Source organism: Pseudomonas sp. RC2C2, assembly GCF_018390435.1.
GTDB classification, from domain to species: domain Bacteria; phylum Pseudomonadota; class Gammaproteobacteria; order Pseudomonadales; family Pseudomonadaceae; genus Aquipseudomonas; species Aquipseudomonas donghuensis.
Genome location: NZ_JAHBAX010000001.1, coordinates 3,597,245 through 3,613,211 on the forward strand (window position 1 = coordinate 3,597,245; position 15,967 = coordinate 3,613,211).

A 15,967-nucleotide genomic window follows, 5' to 3' on the forward strand; every position below is an offset into this window, starting at 1 on the left:
AGTCGCCCAGCGCACCAGTCGTGGCGGGCGGTTCGACAACGCATTACTGAAAAGCCTGGGGAGGCCGGGCTTTTTGGAATGCTGAGTGATCGGCGCTTGAACATCAGAACAACCCTGCGGGTCCTCGGGGCTATGTGGGATAACAAAAAGGAGACAGGACAGTGACAAACGAACAACAGACGTTGCTGGAAATGCCGATCTGGTTGGTGGTCGTCCTGGCGTTGCTGGGCGGAGTGTCCGGTGAGATGTGGCGTGCCGACAAGGCCGGTGCGCATGGCTGGGCATTGTTTCGGCGGTTGGTATTGCGCTCGGGAGCCTGCATGGTCTGTGGCGTTTCGACCGTGATGCTGCTGTATGCCAGCGGGTTGTCGATCTGGACGGCCAGTGCTTTTGGCTGCCTGACGGCGATGGCCGGTGCTGATGTTGCCATAGGCCTGTATGAGCGATGGGCGGCCAAGCGCTTGGGCCTGGAGCAACCGGCAGTGGGGCAGGCGGGCGATTGTGAGCGGGAGGACCGACAGTGAGCGAGTTACAGACGTTACACGAGGCCATCACCGCGACCATCACGGCCGCCATGCCTCAGCTTGAAACCGTTGCCGCCTATACCGCAGCGGATCAGAACCCAGCGCTGCCGGCGCTGTACCACGCCATGACCAATCTCAAGCCCGGAGCTGATCCGGGCGATGGCCGCTGTTGCCTCCTGGCAACCTTCGAAGCGTGCATCCTGGTCGATGTCAGTGTTGCGCAGGCGCCATTGCAGGTGGCGACTTTGGCAACGCAACTGACGGTTTTGTTGCGCCAGCAGTACTGGCAAATGAACTTTGTCGAAGCCGCGAAAAATGTCCTGGCTTCGGTGGTTCAACCCCCAGCAGGCTCGCCTTCACCGATCAGTTGGCTGGTGCAGTGGGAGCAGGTCCTGTACCTGGGGGCTGAGCAGTGGCCATGGCCCAATGAACCAGGCCCGCTGGCCTTTGCCTTCAGTCCCGACACCGGCCCGGGCTTTGAGGCGGATTACCAATCGCCGGAGGACATGCCATGAGCTACGCCAGCGCCATGCACGACCGTATGCTCGCCGGTCTGGTGATTCCCTGTCGAGTGGTGGCCGTTGACCTTACCGCCGCCCGAGTGCGGGTGTCCGACGGCGCCGGTTGGACCAGCGCCTGGTTGCGCTGGCACAGCCAGGCCGCCGGCAAGGCCCGCCACTGGCGTGCGCCCAGCCTCAACGAACAGGGGGTGCTGATCAGCCCGAGTGGCGAGCCGGCGCAAGGTACTTTTGTGCCGGGCCTGTACGGCAATGCCGGCGATCAGCCGGACAACCGCGAGCATGTCGAGGTCTGGCGCTTCGACGATGGTGGCTCGCTGGTCTACGACTGGCAGGCCCGCAGTTACAGCATCGAGTTGCCCAGCGGTACCGTCAGCATCAAGGTTGGCAGCAGTTCGGCAGTGGTGACCGACCAGGCCATCACTGCGAATGCCGCGAGCATCAGCCTGACCGGTGAGGTGCAGATCAGCGGGCCCCTACGGGTAACCGGTGACATCCTCGGCGGCGGCAAGATCATCGACACCGGCGGCAACACCGCCAATCACAAACACTGAAAACCAGCCCGCCCACTGCGGGCTTTTTTACGCCTGGAGAACATCAATGATCGGCATGGATCGCCGGAGCGGCCAGCCGTTATCCGGCATTGCACATTTGCGCCAATCCATCGAGGACATCCTCAGCACACCGCTCGGCAGCCGGCGCATGCGCCCGGAGTACGGCAGCAAGCTGCGCCGCTTCGTCGATTTGCCGGTCAATGAAGGCTGGAAAAGCGCGGTGCAGGCGGAGGTGGCGCGCGCACTGGGGCGGTGGGAGCCGCGTCTGAAGCTTGAGCGGGTCAGGGTGACTGGTGTGGTTGGCGGGCAGATCACTTTGCAGCTGAGCGGACGGTACCTGGGAGCCAACCAGACCTTGGAGGTAACGGCATGAGTAGTGTGGATCTTTCGGCGCTGCCCGCGCCGCAGGTGCTGGAAGACCTCGATTTCGAGGCGCTCTTCCAGACCGACCTGGCGACCTTCCGGTTGCATATGGGCGACAACTGGGACGCCGCAGTCGAAAGCGACCCGGTGAACAAACTGCTGGAAGTCGGTGCCTACCGCAAGCTGCTCAACCGCGCACGGGTCAACGACGCCGCCAAGGCGCTGTTGCTGGCCTATGCGCAGGGTTCCGACCTGGATCAACTGGCGGCCAATGTGCAACTGCAGCGGCTGGTGGTGCAGGCCAGGGACACAAACACGGTGCCGCCAACGCCGCAGGTGCTCGAAGCAGACGATGCTCTGCGTGAGCGGGTGCAACTGGTCTATGAAGGGCTGACCACCGCGGGCCCGCGCAACAGTTACATCCTGCATGCCCGCAATGCGTCCGGCCAGGTGGCTGATGCCACGGCCGAAAGCCCGTCGCCGGCTCAGGTCGTGGTGACGGTACTGGCGCTCGAAGGCGATGGCAGTGCCGCAGCAGAGCTGCTGGAAACCGTGCGGCTCAAGCTCAATGACGATGACGTGCGCCCGGTTGGCGACCGCTTGACGGTGCAAGGTGCGCAAATCCTGCGCTATCGCATTGATGCGGTGGTGCACATGAGCGGTAGCGGTCCGGAAATCGAAGCGACGCTTGCCGAGTGCAAACGCCGGTTGCAAGCCTGGATCAATCCGCGCCGGCGCCTGGGTGCTGAAGTGGCCCGCTCGGGCGTGGATGCCCAGTTGCATATCAACGGCGTCAGCCGGGTCGACCTGAGCAACTGGACCGACATCCGCCCGACCCAGGCGCAAGCGGCCTGGTGCGACGGGATCACCGTGACCCGGGGGAGCTGACATGGACAGCCTGCTCCCGCTCAACAGTACCGATCTCGAACATGCCATCGAGGCCGCCGGCGTTGAAACCACCGAAGTCCCCCTGCGTGCGCTGTACAACCCCGACACCTGCCCGGCGCACCTGTTACATCAGTTGGCCTGGGCCTGGTCGGTAGACCGCTGGGACGAAACCTGGCCTGAGGCAATCAAGCGCTCGGTAATCCGCTCGGCGTTCTATGTGCATGCGCACAAAGGGACCATCGGTGCGCTTCGCCGGGTGGTGGAGCCGCTGGGCTACCTGATCGACGTGAAGGAGTGGTGGCAGACGGTACCGCAAGGTGTGCCGGGCACCTTTGCGCTTCAGGTCGGGGTACTGGAGAACGGAATCTCCGAAGAGATGTACCTGGAGCTGACCCGGCTGATCGATGACGCCAAGCCGGTCAGCCGCCATCTGACAGGGTTGGCGATCACCCTCGCGAGCACCGGACATCTTCGCTTGGCGATGAGCTTGTCCGAAGGCGATGAAATTGACGTGTTTCCTCCGGCGTCTCGTGACATTGAAGTCAAGGGCGGCTTCGGCCCGGTCGGCCGCACACACCACATTGAAACTCTGGACGTTTATTTATGACTGATCAAAACAGCCAGTTCTTTGCCATTCTCACAGCAGTAGGAGAGGCCAAACAGGCCAACGCCGATGCCCTGGGGGTGCCTTGGACTTTTGCGCAAATGGGTGTTGGTGACGCCAACGGCACCGATCCAACGCCATCCCGAACCCAGACCCGACTGATCAACGAGCGCCGCCGCGCGCCGCTCAATCAGGTCAAGGTTGACCCTGCCAATACAAACATCATCATCGCCGAACAGGTCATCCCTCCCGACGTTGGCGGCTGGTGGATTCGGGAAATAGGGCTTTACGACGCTGATGGTGACCTCGTGGCGGTGGCCAACTGTGCACCGAGCTTCAAACCGCTGCTCAACCAGGGTACCGGCAAGACGCAAGTCGTGCGCATGAATTTCATCGTCACCAGTGCGGCTAACGTGACCTTGAAGGTTGACCCTGCGGTAGTGTTGGCAACACGAGAGTTTGTAGAGCTGCGGCTGTCCGAGGAAATCGGCAAGCTGGATAGTAAAAACAGTGTGCGGGTAGCAACTACAGGTCCAATCGATCTGGGTGGGTTGCCGGTATTGGATGGTATTGCAATCCGGGCAGGGGACCGGGTGCTAATCAAGGACCAGGTGCAAGCCAGGGATAACGGTATCTACATTGCTGGTGCAGGGGCATGGGTACGAGCGCAGGATGCAGACGGCAATGCCGAAGTGACGCCGGGTCTTACGGTGATGGTGGAGCAAGGGGCTCAGCTTGCGGACACTCGATGGACACTCGTCACCGACGGCCCCATTGTGCTGGGCTCCACTGCTTTGCAGTTCCAAAATCTTGCCGCTGGATACAGTGGCGTTACCGCTCGAAATACCAGTGGGCAAATCGGCGCTGCTGATGCGGGAAAGATGTTCTATTTCTATGGCAACTCAGCCGATCAGGTTTTGACCTTGCCGCGCGCGTCCGAACTGTATCCAGGCGCAAAGCTGAACCTGCAGAATATGGGCTCAGTGCCGGTTGAGATATTTCCATCTGAAGGGGAGAAAGTTTGGGTTGGCGGCAGCAACTCACTCCCGTCGCTAACGATGCACCCATGTACAGAGCTGGAACTGGTCCGCATTCATCCAACCGAGTGGTTTGCTCAGGGCACCGGCACGGTGTACAGGATGAGGAATCTACCGACCTTGCCCATTGGATCGAATGATGGACGATTGGCGAGCACTGGTTTTGTACAGCAGGAACTGTTAGCAGAGCGAGGCAGCGTAGTACCGTTGATGGATGGTGCAGCGGTTGCTGGTATGTCGGCGAAGAAGTCGCGGGAGGATCACCGCCACCCGACGGACAGCACTCGGGCGCCGGTAGATTCGCCAATCTTTACGGGGATACCCAAGGCGCCCACAGCGGCAGCCGAGGCAACGGGTAATCAAATCGCAACGTTGGATTTTTGCCGGCTATTGGTAGCTGCATTGGTTGACTCGGCGCCGGCTACGCTCGACACCATCAATGAACTAGCCGCAGCTTTGGGCAACGACCCGAACTTTGCTACGACCATGCTTAACCAGCTGGCCACTAAAGCCGACCGAGCAACGACCCTTACTGGATACGGGATCACCGACGCTATCCCGATTATCAACCCACTGCCGGGCGGAAGTCTGGATGTTCACGGTGGGCCATATGCATTTCTGACATCACCGTATGAGTCGGCAGTTTGCCAAAACTGCTACTGGAACGGGAAAGACTGGATTCGGCATAGTGAAAGTACCCCAGCGATTTGCGTAGTGGCATCCAATGGAGCGGTCACTGTTCGTCGTGCACCCGCTGGCGCCAATCCGATTGTTTGGGCTTCCAATTCTCCAATTCTTGATACTTCAAATATTCTGTTCAGCTATCTGCGGCAGTTGCCCTCGAAAGTATCAGAGCATGGCATCACCGACGTTTACACCAAAACTGAAACCCAGCAGCGAATAACTTCAGCTATTGCTGAGCTTGTGGGGTCAGCTCCTGGTGCCTTGGATAAGCTTGATGAGTTAGCAGCGGCACTCAACAATGATCCAAGCTTTGCCACCACTATGCTTAATCAACTGGCCACTAAAGCCAATCGCTCCTCAACTCTGGCTGGTTACGGCATTACCGACGCTATCCCGAACCACAATCCGTTGGCGGCGGGAAGTCTTGATGTTCACGGTGGGCCTTATGCATTTCTGACGTCACTGTCTGAGTCGACGGTCGCACAGAATGCCTACTACGACGGAGCATCATGGGTCAGACATGATCCAACCAAGAGTTCTGTTGCCCTCGTAGCGGCAGGCGGTCGTGCCATGGTGCGCAGGTGGCCTGCCGGAGCGCCGGTAGGCGATGTTGGGCTCGGGCATGAGGTTGTAGATTTTGGCATGCAGGCCACAGAGCCGGAAATCGATGCAGGTACCACCTCGCTCAAGTGGATGAGCGTCGCAGGCGTGGCTCGGTTCGTTGCCCGAACAGTGAAACAGGCCACGGAAGCGCTGGCCGGCCTTGCGCGCATCGGTACACAAGCCGAAGTGAATGCAGGGACGGATGACACCCTGATTGTGACGCCGAAGAAACTGCGTTTCGGCGTAGCTTATAGCTTGACGCAGAACGGCTATGTTGCACTTCCCTACTGGCTTGGGGGCTTCATTTTTCAATGGGGTTACGTTTACGAGTCCCAAGGTGTCTCGGACTATCGCAATTTCACCATCCCGTTTCCCAACAACGTTTTCGGTATGAACATCACTATCGAGGCGGCCACCACAGGTGGACATGCCGGTAGCTTTGGGCATGTGGTGCAAGTGGCTAACCGAAATGCTTTCTTGTGGTCCGTTGGCGGTTCGCTGGGCGGAGCAGGATATGGATATTATTGGGCGTGGGGGAACTAACAATGTCTGATCGATACTGGTTCGTTATTGCTGAGGATGGACGCTTGATTGGCCGTCTTGATACGGTTGTGAATCAAGAAGTACCAGAGGGTGCTGTACCTGTCAGCAGTAAGTCATTTGAGCAAAGCCTTACTCTTCAGCGGGGGCAGCAGTGTTACTACGTTAATGGCACCGTTGAGTATCGGGCGCTTGAAGGGCTGGCGGCCGTTGAGCAACGCGCTTGGCGAAATTCGGAGTTATCGAGGGTCGAATGGTTACGCAACCGGCATCGTGACGAACTGGATTTGCAGCGCAAGCCTACTTTAACCGTGACGCAATTTACCGAGCTGTTGGGCTATATGCAGCAACTGCGTGATTGGCCGCAAGCTGAGGTTTTCCCGGCGAATGAGTATAAACCCGTAGCGCCGCCGTGGATCGCTACGCAAACCCAATAAAGCCCCGCACCGCCGGGGCTTTTTCATACCCGCAACAATCCCTTTGAAGGCCCCGCACCGCGGGGCCTTCGCATTTCTGGAGACTTACCCATGAGTGGATTCTTCCACGGCGTTACCGTAACCAACGTCGACACCGGCGCACGCACCATCGCGCTGCCTTCTTCCTCGATCATCGGCCTGGTCGATACCTTCACTGAAGGCCCGGGTGCAAGCGCCAAGGCCAATGACCTGGTGCTGATCACCAGCGAACGTGAAGCCATCGCCGCGTTCGGCGCCGATGCGCCGATCACCCGGGCCTGCCAGGCCATCTACAGCCGCGCCAAGGCGGTTATCGTCGCCTGCGGCGTGGCCAAGCTCGAAGAGGAGGCGGCGCAGACCTCGGCAATCATCGGCGGCGTGCTGGCCGATGGCAAACGCACCGGCCTGCAGGCGCTGCTGGACGGCAAAAGCCGCTTCAACGCCCAGCCACGCCTGCTGGTAACGCCCAAGCACAGCTCCACCCTGGCGGTTGGCACCGCCCTGGTGGCCCTGGCCGACAAGCTGCGCGGCCTGGCCATTATCGATGGCCCGAACAGCACCGACGAAGCGGCGATCGCTTATGCCGAGAACTTCGGCGCCAAGCGCGCCTACCTGGTCGACCCGGGCGTGCAGTACTGGGACACCGGCAAGAACGCAACCCTAGATGCACCGGCTTCGGCCTGGGTTGCCGGCCTGTTCGCCTGGACCGACAGCGAGTACGGCTTCTGGGCCTCGCCGTCGAACAAGGCGTTCGTCGGCATCACCGGTACCAGCCGCTCGATCGAGTACCTGGATGGCGACGCGACCTGCCGGGCCAACCTGCTGAACAACGCCAACATCACCACCGTGATCCGCGATGACGGCTTCCGCCTGTGGGGCAACCGCACCCTGAGCAGCGACCCGAAGTGGGCCTTCGTTACCCGCGTGCGGACCATGGACATCGTCATGGACGCGATCCTCTACGGCCATAAGTGGGCGGTCGACCGCTCGATTACCGCGACCTACGTCAAGGATGTGACCGAAGGCCTGCAGGCGTTCATGCGTGATCTGAAAGCCCAGGGCGCGATCATCAATTTCGAAGTGTTCGCCGACCCCGAGCTGAACACCGCCAGCCAGCTGGAGCAAGGCAAGGTGTACTGGAACATCCGTTTCACCGACGTGCCGCCAGCCGAGAACCCGAATTTCCGTGTCGAGGTCACCAACCAGTGGTTGACCGAAGTCCTCGACCAAGCCGCTTAAGGAGCAATAACCATGGCAATGATTCCCGAAACCCTGGCGAACCTGAACCTGTTCGTCGATGGCGTCAGCTTTCAAGGTGACGTCCCCAGCCTGACCCTGCCAAAGCTCACCCTGAAGGTGGAGGAGCACCGTGCTGGCGGCATGGACATGCCGGTCGAGATCGACATGGGCATGGAAAAGCAGGAAGCCGGTTTTGTCACCACTGGCGTTCGTCGCGAGTCGCTGAAGTTCTTCGGCCTGGCCGACGGCTCGGCGTTCAACGGTACCTTTCGCGGTGCCTTCAAAGGCCTCAAAGGCCAGATCACCCCGGTCATCGTCACCTTGCGCGGGGCGCTGAAAGAAGTCGACATGGGCGACTGGAAGCCGGGCGACAAGGCCGAGATCAAGCACAACGTGGCCGTGACCTATTACAAGCTCGAAGTCGATGGCCGCCTGGTCTACGAAATCGATCCGATCGGTATGAAGCGGGTCATCAATGGCGTCGATCAGCTCGCCGCCCAACGTTCGGCCCTGGGCCTGTAAGGAGCTGTCATGAATCAAGCAAACAAGACCCCGAGTTGGCTGGCCGTGAGCACCGAACGCGTTGTCGTGACGCTCAGTAAACCGTCCGAGGCCAATGGCGTGCAAGTCGACAGCCTGTCGCTGCGTGCACCGACCGTACGCGACATTCGTGCCGCGCAATCGGCCTCGAACAGTGACGATGAGCAACGGGAACTGAACCTCTTCGCCTCGCTGGCCGAAGTGGGAGTCAAGGACCTCGAAGGGCTTGCCCTGAAAGACTATGGCCGCTTGCAGGCCGGGTATTTTCGCCTGGTGCAAGACGACGAGGTTTGACCCCAATGGGCAGAAGGCGGCGGCAAAGCGATTGGCCAGGGAGCTGAACTTTTCCGCCGCCGAAATCATGAGCATGTCGTTCAGCGACATGCTCTGGTGGCTCACGGATTAAGCCTGTGGCGTGGCTATAGGGGGAATCAGATGACGAGCAATTCGGCATTGAAACTGGAACTCGGTGCCGCCGTCGCATTTACGGTAGGTATTGCGTTCAAGTCGATCGAAGACCGTATCAAGGAAAATACCAACGTTCTGGAGAGCATTTACGCTGAAGTCTTCAGCTTGCGCAACGGCGCAACGCCTGCACCGCAAGGCAGCCTGGACTGGCTGGGCGAGTTGCGCCCTTACCTGCAGGCAACGCTCAACCTGCTTGAGCGGCAGGTCGTTGCGCTGGGCAGGTTTCGTCAGCAGCAGATCGTGGTGGCTGTGGGCAAGGCCGGGCCGCCGGCAACGGATACAGCACCCAAACGGGACAACCTGAAGGTCATTGAGGACATTCCGCTCGTTGGCGAGGTATTGAAACGTTCGCGGGTGTTGCTGCTACCCACCCAGATCAGCGCTGAGTATCAGAAGATCACCCGCGATCTTGCCATTAGCGCAGGGGTGGCCGATGGTGCGGAACCTTCGGCGCAAGAGCAGGCAATCATCGCCAAGGTGACGACGATCACCGACGCAACAGGGATGGAGCGTAATCAGGCAGCTGAGCTGATCAAGCAGTTGTTCGACACGGGGATGGGCTTGAATAAAGCCCTTGCTTACGCCCCCGTGGCGGCCAGATTCGCGGTTGGCCAGGATGTGTCAGCCAAGGAGGCGGCACGCCTGGTCGGCGAGGTTCAGAAAAAACCTCAGGTGAGCGGGCCGGATGAGCTGGAGAAAGCACTGGAGCACATAGTGTTTCAGCGCAAGGGAACGGGCGAAGGCGCTGCCGACAGTCTGTCCGCAGCGCAGAACCAAACGTTGGACAAGGCACTAGGCAGTACCGAAGCCTCGGGTGCCAAGGGCGTGCTCGACAGGGATTTGCTTGCACGCCGTGGAACTTCTGATCAGCGTTTGAGCGAAGCGTCCAACGCGGTCGATGAGGCGCTACGCAGCTTGGGTGATTCCCTGCGGCCGTTGGCGGATGGCTTGGCCTTGGGCGTGGCTGCCAAGGCCAAAGAATTCACGGCCGCTCCGGATGCGCTCAAGTGGTTGGTAGCGGGTGCCACGGTGCTCGGTACGACCTTGCTGGCACTCAAAGGTGGTGAAGCTGCCAAGGGCCTTTTGAACAGGCTCAAACGCAAGCCGACGCCGGAGGGGGCTGCGGGCGGTCCAGGGCAGGGCACTGACCTGTTGAACGTAAATGTGCTCAATAACCCGCTCAATGTGTTTGTCGTCAATGCCAGTGACATTGGCTGCTGCGTGAGGACGCCGGGTCAGCGCCGCAAGCCGACCCGCAACGGGCGAAAGGCGCCGCAAGGCCGGACGTCGCAACGCAGGGCACCGCAACGCCAGCCTCGCGCATCGACTCGGCGGGCTCCGACGCGCCCGGCGCCTGCGCCACGTCCGTCCACACCGCCGCCAGCGCCTCCCGCCAGCCCGGTGGGTGCTGCCGGCAAGATTGGTGCGGCGATCAAGGGCGTTCGTGGCCCGGCCTTGCTCACGGCGGGTATCAATACTGTCGCAACGTTCATGACTGCCGACACCCCGGAAGAAAAAGCCGAGGGTTACGGTGCGGCTGCTGGCGGTCTGGTGGGGTCGGTCATTGGCGGCGTGGTGGGCTCGTTCGTCCCGGTAATCGGAACATCCATTGGCGCCATGCTCGGTGGGATGGCGGGTGATGCAATCGGTGGCTGGCTGGGCAAGCGCATGGTGTCTTGCGCTGAGGGAGAAAAGCCTGCCGACACCCAGGCGCAACCCACTAGACCGGTGGCTGCACAACCGGGTGAGGTGGCGCGTTCACTGGTGAGTGCAACGCCTGCAAACGACACCCTGCCAGCGCCGATAAAGCCGGTGGGCGAAGGGCTTGGCCAGCCGCAATCGGTTACCCAGCAATTCACCTTTACCCCCAGCATGCCAATCACGGTCCAGGGCAGCGTCACCGACCCGATGCTGCTCGCCCAGAACCTGCAGGCCATGGTCCGCCGTGAATTCGAGGAACTGATGCGCATGGCGAACTCTCGGCAGTTGTCCGACGTTCCCCATGTTTACGTTTAAGGAGAGTCCATGACCTACATGCAGCAGCTACAGTCGGCGCTGCGCTTCGTGGTGGCGGCAGGGCAGGCGGGGCGGCGTAGCGCCGATGACATGCTGGCACCGATGAACGGCGCTGTCAGCGACATCAGCGGCGCTGTTGCCGAGCTTGAGGCCATCCCTTTTGTCGGGCCGGTTATCGGGGCAAAGCTGCAACGTACGATGCGCGCCATCCATAGCGCACAAGCGGCCGTCAACCGCGTCTCGGCCAAATACGATCAGGGATTGGCAGTAGTGGTGCAGGTTCAGGAGCGGGTTCAGGCATTCGGCGAGCAGGCGGCCAAGGCAGCAGCGACGATCAACCGAATTGCCGGCAAGATCAGCCCATCGCTGGGCAATATTCTACCCACCGGCAGTTTCGCCCCTACCGTCACCCCAGCCGCGGAGGCGGTCAAACCTTTCCCGCACCTGTTGATCCTGCAACCGCTGGATGGTGAGTCGCCGGGTTACTACTTCAACCTCGACACGGCAGCCTTCGAAGAATTGCGGCGCCAGACCAGCTTTCGCTGGGTCGGCCAGGAGCGTCTCACGCGCAGTGCCGCCCAGCAGGCGGTGAGCCTGGGCGAGGAAAAAATCAATATTCGGGGCGTGATATTTCCCACCTTCAAGGGCGGCCTGGGTCAGTTACAGACGTTGCGCAGCATCGGACGGTTGTTGCGCCCCTTAAGTCTGATCACCGGTTACGGCGAGGTCCTGGGTAACTGGTGCCTGCTCAGCATCGATGAAGATCAGAGCAGCCTGTTGGCGGGGGGCATCCCCAGAAAGCAGGGCTTTACATTGGAGTTTGTGAGCTATGGCGACGACCTGCAGAACCTCTGAAGGAGACGTGCTCGATACCCTTTGCCAACACTACTACGGGCATCTCAATGGCAGCGTCGAGGCGGTGCTCAATGCCAATCAGGGGCTGGCCGGCGAACCCCAGCCTTTTCGCGCCGGGGTGCTGGTTCAATTGCCAGACCTGATCGCCGCTACCGATGTCACGGTACAGCTATGGGACTGACACCCCGGCCTGCCGTGCAACCAGCAGCCCCCGCCCCGTGCGGGGGCTGCTTTTCTGGAGCATGAGCCATGCAACCTGTTTTTCGTGTTGTCGCCGATGGCAACGACATTACCACCGTGATCAATGATCGCTTGTTGCTACTGCGCACCTCGGACAAGCCTGGCATGGAGTCGGATGATTTCGAGCTGCGTATCGATGATCGCGACGGTGCGGTGACCTTGCCCGCGCGTGGCGCGCTGATCGAGATTCACCTGGGGTACGCCAGCCAGACGTTGACCCGTCTGGGGTGCTACACCGTGGATGAAGTCGAGTTGACCGGGCCGCCCGACAGCGTGGTCATTCGTGGCAAGGCCAGCGATATGCGCGGTACCGGCAAGACCACGCGCAGCGGCAGCTGGGAGAACATCCCGTTGCAGCAGATCGTGCGTGATATCGCCGCGCGTAACGGCTGGCAACCGGCGTGTCCGGTGTTGACCAGGGTGCTGCGGGTCGATCAGTTCAACGAATCGGACTTCAACTTCATCACGCGTTTGGCCAAACAGTACGACTGCACGGCCAAGGTCGGCGACGGCATCCTGCTGGTGCTACCGCGTCAGGGTGGTAAGAGCGCTAGTGGCAAGGCGCTTGGCGTTGTCGGCGTGCGTCGGGCGGATGTCACGCGTTGGCAGTTTCGCCTGGCCGACAAGGGGACCTACAAGGCGGTCCAGACTCGTCATCAGGACAAGCGTAGTGGCCAGCTCATGGTGGTCGACCTGGCGAACGCCGAGACACCGCAGGGGCTGGCGCCGGTTCACACCGATCGCCACCTTTACCCCGACAAGGCCTGCGCCGAGCAGGTGGCCAAAGCCAAGCTGGCGGCGCTCAACCGCAGTACCGCCAGTGTCCGACTGGATATGCCCGGGCGTACAGATCTGTTCACCGAACGGAGCGTGGAGTTGAAGGGCTTCAAGATCGGGCTCGATGGTGAGTACCTGGTGGAGTCGGTGGAGCAAGTGTTCACGGCGTCCGGCTGGACGACCACGGTCGAATGCAATGGTGGCAAGCAGGGCAAGGCTCGGGCCAAGGGCGCCAGGCCGCGCAAAGGCGGTGTCTCTCGTTGAATGGATTAAGCAATACGTATGAGGTATCAATGGCGCTAACTGAAAAAACGCTGCAGTTGATGTTCCCCAACGCCCGCCAGCAAGCGGGCGTTTTTGTTTCTGCGTTAAATGCCGCCATGGCCCGTTGGGAAATCGATACCCCGCGGCGTCAAGCGGCCTTCCTCGCCCAGGTCGGCCATGAGTCCGGCCAGTTACGCTACGTCAAGGAGCTGGGCAATGACCGCTACCTGGCGCGCTACGACACTGGCACCCTGGCCCTGCGCCTGGGCAATACCGCCGAGGCGGATGGCGACGGTCAACTGTACTGCGGCCGGGGCCTGATCCAGGTCACCGGGCGCAACAACTACCGGGCCTGCAGCATGGCCCTGTTTGGCGACGAGCGCTTGCTCAAGCAGCCGCAATTGCTGGAGCAACCGCAATGGGCAGCCGAGTCTGCTGCCTGGTTCTGGCACTCGCGCGGCCTCAATCAACTGGCTGACCGCAGCGAGTTCAACCGCATCACCCGGCATATCAACGGCGGGCTCAATGGCCTGGAGGATCGCCTGAAACTCTGGGCGAGGGCCCGTGAGGTGCTGTGTTGAGCCGCTTGCAGTCGGGGGCATGCCTGCTGCTGACGCTGCTGGCCTGTGCGCTGACCTGGCAGGTCCAGGGCTGGCGCATGGGCCGGCAACTGGCGGAGCAAGCCGAACAGCATGGTCGGGAGTGGCAAGCCCAGGCCGAGTCCGCTGCCGCGCAACTGGTCGCCGAACGCCTGCAACGCCAGGGGCTGGCGCAACGGCTGGAGCTCAGTGAGCAACAACATTATCAGGAGCTACTCGATGGCCAACAGACTCAGGCACGCCTGCGTGATCGCCTGGCTACTGCTGACTTGCGGCTGTCGGTCCTGGTCGAGCGCGACGCCGCCGGTTGCGCCGGCGTGCCTGCCGCCGCCGGCACCGGCAGCCTGGATCATGACCCCGTACGCGCCCGACTTAACCCGGCGCATGCTCGACGAATTGTCGCCATCACCGACGACGGTGACCGCGGACTGATCGCCTTGCGCGCTTGCCAGGCCTATGTGCGGGCGCTGGCGCAATGAGGCTGTGTAGCTGATCGCGGCTGGTGTAGGGTAGGCGGCAGACTTTCAAGGAGCCTGCCATGGACCCGATCACTGCGCTTTCCGCCCGCCTGGGGGAACATTTGCGCCGCTTCAATGCCCAAGTGAGCACTGCCGAATCCTGCACCGGGGGCGGCATCGCCGAGGCCATCACCCGCACTTCGGGCAGTTCGGCGTGGTTCGAAGCCGGTTACGTGACCTACTCCAACAGCCAGAAGACTCGCCAACTGGCGGTGCCCGAGGCGTTGTTCGGCCAGGTCGGGGCGGTCAGCCAGGAAGTGGTCGAGGCCATGGTCCGCGGCGCCCAAGCGGCCAGCGGCGCGCGCTTTGCCGTGGCGGTCAGCGGCGTGGCCGGGCCCGATGGCGGCTCGCCGGCAAAACCGGTGGGTACCGTATGGCTGGCCTGGGCCGACGGCAGCCATGTCAGCAGCGAGCGCCGGCACTTCGACGGCGACCGTGATGCGGTACGCCGACAAACGGTAATCGCCGCGCTAGAGGGCTTGTTACAGCTTGGTGCAGAGTAAATGCACATCGGGGGTAGGCGGGAAGAAAACCCTGTGGAATAATACTGGCTACTTATACAGGTGTTCTGGCCGTCAGGCCCTATCGATTACGTGAGGACTTCAATGGACGACAACAAGAAGCGCGCCTTGGCTGCGGCCCTGGGGCAAATCGAGCGTCAATTCGGTAAAGGCGCGGTCATGCGCATGGGCGACCACGAGCGCCAGGCGATTCCGGCCATTTCCACCGGCTCCCTGGGCCTGGACATTGCCCTGGGCATTGGCGGTCTGCCTAAAGGCCGTATCGTCGAGATCTACGGCCCTGAGTCGTCCGGTAAAACCACCCTGACCCTGTCGGTGATCGCCCAGGCGCAGAAGATGGGCGCTACCTGTGCCTTCGTTGACGCCGAGCACGCCCTGGACCCGGAATACGCCGGCAAGCTGGGCGTCAACGTCGACGACCTGCTGGTCTCGCAGCCGGATACCGGCGAACAGGCTCTGGAAATCACCGACATGCTGGTGCGTTCCAACGCCGTTGACGTGATCATCGTCGACTCCGTGGCGGCCCTGGTACCCAAGGCCGAAATCGAAGGCGAAATGGGCGACATGCACGTGGGCCTGCAGGCGCGTCTGATGTCCCAGGCGCTGCGTAAAATCACTGGTAACATCAAGAACGCCAACTGCCTGGTAATCTTCATCAACCAGATCCGCATGAAGATCGGCGTGATGTTCGGCAGCCCGGAAACCACCACCGGTGGTAACGCGCTGAAGTTCTATGCTTCGGTCCGTCTCGACATCCGCCGTACCGGCGCGGTGAAGGAAGGCGACGAAGTGGTCGGCAGCGAAACCCGGGTCAAGATCGTCAAGAACAAGGTTGCGCCACCATTCCGTCAGGCTGAATTCCAGATCCTTTACGGCAAGGGCATCTACCTCAACGGCGAGATCATCGACCTCGGCGTGCTGCACGGCTTCCTGGAAAAATCCGGTGCCTGGTACAGCTACCAGGGCAGCAAGATCGGTCAGGGCAAGGCCAACTCGGCCAAGTTCCTCCAGGAGAACCCGGAGATCGCTGCCACCCTTGAGAAGCAGATCCGCGACAAGCTGCTCAACGCCGGTGCTGTCGAAGCCGCCGGTAAAGCGGCAGTAGCCGAGGCTGAGCCGGAAGACCTGGCTGACGCTAACGCTGATTATTGATCGCACCC

The 15,967-nt window shown here is 61.3% G+C and carries 19 protein-coding genes; all 19 read left to right on the plus strand.

From position 1 onward, the window contains the following. The first annotated feature begins 161 nt into the window (after positions 1–161). A complete protein-coding gene (locus KHO53_RS16560) occupies positions 162–524 on the plus strand; it encodes a phage holin family protein (protein WP_010224801.1) in 363 nt (120 codons plus the stop codon). After that, positions 521–1,039, plus strand: a complete 519-nt coding sequence (locus KHO53_RS16565; protein ID WP_213570524.1) for a hypothetical protein — start codon at positions 521–523, stop codon at positions 1,037–1,039. Before KHO53_RS16560 ends, KHO53_RS16565 begins: the two co-directional genes overlap by 4 nt. Beyond that, the gene (locus tag KHO53_RS16570) at positions 1,036–1,596 is read left to right on the plus strand and encodes a phage baseplate assembly protein V (protein WP_010224799.1); all 561 of its coding nucleotides are present in this window, start codon (positions 1,036–1,038) and stop codon (positions 1,594–1,596) included. The genes KHO53_RS16565 and KHO53_RS16570 overlap by 4 nt, the downstream gene beginning before the upstream one ends. Before the next feature lie 46 nt (positions 1,597–1,642). Further along, positions 1,643–1,969 carry a GPW/gp25 family protein gene (locus KHO53_RS16575; protein ID WP_010224798.1) on the plus strand — a complete coding sequence of 109 codons (327 nt, stop codon included), beginning with the start codon at positions 1,643–1,645 and terminating at the stop codon, positions 1,967–1,969. Further along, positions 1,966–2,847, plus strand: coding sequence for a baseplate J/gp47 family protein (locus KHO53_RS16580; RefSeq protein WP_036994088.1), 882 nt, complete (start codon positions 1,966–1,968; stop codon positions 2,845–2,847). The genes KHO53_RS16575 and KHO53_RS16580 overlap by 4 nt, the downstream gene beginning before the upstream one ends. A gap of 1 nt (position 2,848) precedes the next feature. Next, positions 2,849–3,454 carry a phage tail protein I gene (locus KHO53_RS16585; RefSeq protein ID WP_036994089.1) on the plus strand — a complete coding sequence of 202 codons (606 nt, stop codon included), beginning with the start codon at positions 2,849–2,851 and terminating at the stop codon, positions 3,452–3,454. Beyond that, positions 3,451–6,318: a phage tail protein gene (locus tag KHO53_RS25850; protein ID WP_349628528.1), complete on the plus strand. Its 2,868-nt coding sequence runs from the start codon at positions 3,451–3,453 to the stop codon at positions 6,316–6,318. The genes KHO53_RS16585 and KHO53_RS25850 overlap by 4 nt, the downstream gene beginning before the upstream one ends. Before the next feature lie 2 nt (positions 6,319–6,320). Further along, entirely contained in the window at positions 6,321–6,752 is a 432-nt protein-coding gene (locus KHO53_RS16595) for a tail fiber assembly protein (protein ID WP_081839617.1), read from the plus strand. A 90-nt stretch (positions 6,753–6,842) separates the two neighbouring features. Further along, the gene (locus tag KHO53_RS16600; protein ID WP_036994090.1) at positions 6,843–8,009 is read left to right on the plus strand and encodes a phage tail sheath subtilisin-like domain-containing protein; all 1,167 of its coding nucleotides are present in this window, start codon (positions 6,843–6,845) and stop codon (positions 8,007–8,009) included. Positions 8,010–8,021: 12 nt separating this feature from the next. Next, positions 8,022–8,531, plus strand: coding sequence for a phage major tail tube protein (locus KHO53_RS16605; RefSeq protein ID WP_036994092.1), 510 nt, complete (start codon positions 8,022–8,024; stop codon positions 8,529–8,531). Between the two features lie 9 nt (positions 8,532–8,540). Then, complete coding sequence (locus KHO53_RS16610; protein WP_010224786.1) at positions 8,541–8,843, plus strand: phage tail assembly protein; 303 nt, start codon at positions 8,541–8,543, stop codon at positions 8,841–8,843. Between the two features lie 141 nt (positions 8,844–8,984). After that, positions 8,985–11,033, plus strand: coding sequence for a phage tail tape measure protein (locus tag KHO53_RS16615; RefSeq protein WP_213570525.1), 2,049 nt, complete (start codon positions 8,985–8,987; stop codon positions 11,031–11,033). 9 nt (positions 11,034–11,042) lie between these two features. Further along, positions 11,043–11,888 (plus strand): phage tail protein, encoded by an 846-nt coding sequence (locus KHO53_RS16620; RefSeq protein WP_010224782.1) that lies wholly within the window; start codon positions 11,043–11,045, stop codon positions 11,886–11,888. Next, complete coding sequence (locus tag KHO53_RS16625) at positions 11,863–12,069, plus strand: tail protein X (RefSeq protein WP_026001407.1); 207 nt, start codon at positions 11,863–11,865, stop codon at positions 12,067–12,069. The genes KHO53_RS16620 and KHO53_RS16625 overlap by 26 nt, the downstream gene beginning before the upstream one ends. 68 nt (positions 12,070–12,137) lie before the next feature. Continuing rightward, the gene (locus tag KHO53_RS16630; protein WP_010224778.1) at positions 12,138–13,169 is read left to right on the plus strand and encodes a phage late control D family protein; all 1,032 of its coding nucleotides are present in this window, start codon (positions 12,138–12,140) and stop codon (positions 13,167–13,169) included. A 29-nt stretch (positions 13,170–13,198) separates the two neighbouring features. Further along, positions 13,199–13,750, plus strand: a complete 552-nt coding sequence (locus tag KHO53_RS16635; protein WP_036994099.1) for a glycoside hydrolase family 19 protein — start codon at positions 13,199–13,201, stop codon at positions 13,748–13,750. Beyond that, complete coding sequence (locus KHO53_RS16640; protein ID WP_213570526.1) at positions 13,747–14,247, plus strand: lysis system spanin subunit; 501 nt, start codon at positions 13,747–13,749, stop codon at positions 14,245–14,247. The genes KHO53_RS16635 and KHO53_RS16640 overlap by 4 nt, the downstream gene beginning before the upstream one ends. Before the next feature lie 59 nt (positions 14,248–14,306). Next, positions 14,307–14,789 (plus strand): CinA family protein, encoded by a 483-nt coding sequence (locus KHO53_RS16645; RefSeq protein ID WP_010224772.1) that lies wholly within the window; start codon positions 14,307–14,309, stop codon positions 14,787–14,789. 102 nt (positions 14,790–14,891) lie between these two features. Continuing rightward, positions 14,892–15,959 (plus strand): recombinase RecA, encoded by a 1,068-nt coding sequence (gene recA, locus KHO53_RS16650; RefSeq protein ID WP_010224770.1) that lies wholly within the window; start codon positions 14,892–14,894, stop codon positions 15,957–15,959. Positions 15,960–15,967: the final 8 nt, after the last annotated feature.

Excerpts from the sequence above, each read along its gene's own strand:
- KHO53_RS16570 (WP_010224799.1), top strand. The coding sequence starts at position 1,036 with ATGAGCTACGCCAGCGCCATGCACGACCGTATGCTCGCCGGTCTGGTG.
- KHO53_RS16575 (WP_010224798.1), top strand. The coding sequence starts at position 1,643 with ATGATCGGCATGGATCGCCGGAGCGGCCAGCCGTTATCCGGCATTGCA.
- KHO53_RS16580 (WP_036994088.1), top strand. The coding sequence starts at position 1,966 with ATGAGTAGTGTGGATCTTTCGGCGCTGCCCGCGCCGCAGGTGCTGGAA.
- KHO53_RS16585 (WP_036994089.1), top strand. The coding sequence starts at position 2,849 with ATGGACAGCCTGCTCCCGCTCAACAGTACCGATCTCGAACATGCCATC.
- KHO53_RS25850 (WP_349628528.1), top strand. The coding sequence starts at position 3,451 with ATGACTGATCAAAACAGCCAGTTCTTTGCCATTCTCACAGCAGTAGGA.
- KHO53_RS16595 (WP_081839617.1), top strand. The coding sequence starts at position 6,321 with ATGTCTGATCGATACTGGTTCGTTATTGCTGAGGATGGACGCTTGATT.
- KHO53_RS16600 (WP_036994090.1), top strand. The coding sequence starts at position 6,843 with ATGAGTGGATTCTTCCACGGCGTTACCGTAACCAACGTCGACACCGGC.
- KHO53_RS16605 (WP_036994092.1), top strand. The coding sequence starts at position 8,022 with ATGGCAATGATTCCCGAAACCCTGGCGAACCTGAACCTGTTCGTCGAT.
- KHO53_RS16610 (WP_010224786.1), top strand. The coding sequence starts at position 8,541 with ATGAATCAAGCAAACAAGACCCCGAGTTGGCTGGCCGTGAGCACCGAA.
- KHO53_RS16615 (WP_213570525.1), top strand. The coding sequence starts at position 8,985 with ATGACGAGCAATTCGGCATTGAAACTGGAACTCGGTGCCGCCGTCGCA.
- KHO53_RS16620 (WP_010224782.1), top strand. The coding sequence starts at position 11,043 with ATGACCTACATGCAGCAGCTACAGTCGGCGCTGCGCTTCGTGGTGGCG.
- KHO53_RS16625 (WP_026001407.1), top strand. The coding sequence starts at position 11,863 with ATGGCGACGACCTGCAGAACCTCTGAAGGAGACGTGCTCGATACCCTT.
- KHO53_RS16630 (WP_010224778.1), top strand. The coding sequence starts at position 12,138 with ATGCAACCTGTTTTTCGTGTTGTCGCCGATGGCAACGACATTACCACC.
- KHO53_RS16635 (WP_036994099.1), top strand. The coding sequence starts at position 13,199 with ATGGCGCTAACTGAAAAAACGCTGCAGTTGATGTTCCCCAACGCCCGC.
- KHO53_RS16645 (WP_010224772.1), top strand. The coding sequence starts at position 14,307 with ATGGACCCGATCACTGCGCTTTCCGCCCGCCTGGGGGAACATTTGCGC.
- recA (WP_010224770.1), top strand. The coding sequence starts at position 14,892 with ATGGACGACAACAAGAAGCGCGCCTTGGCTGCGGCCCTGGGGCAAATC.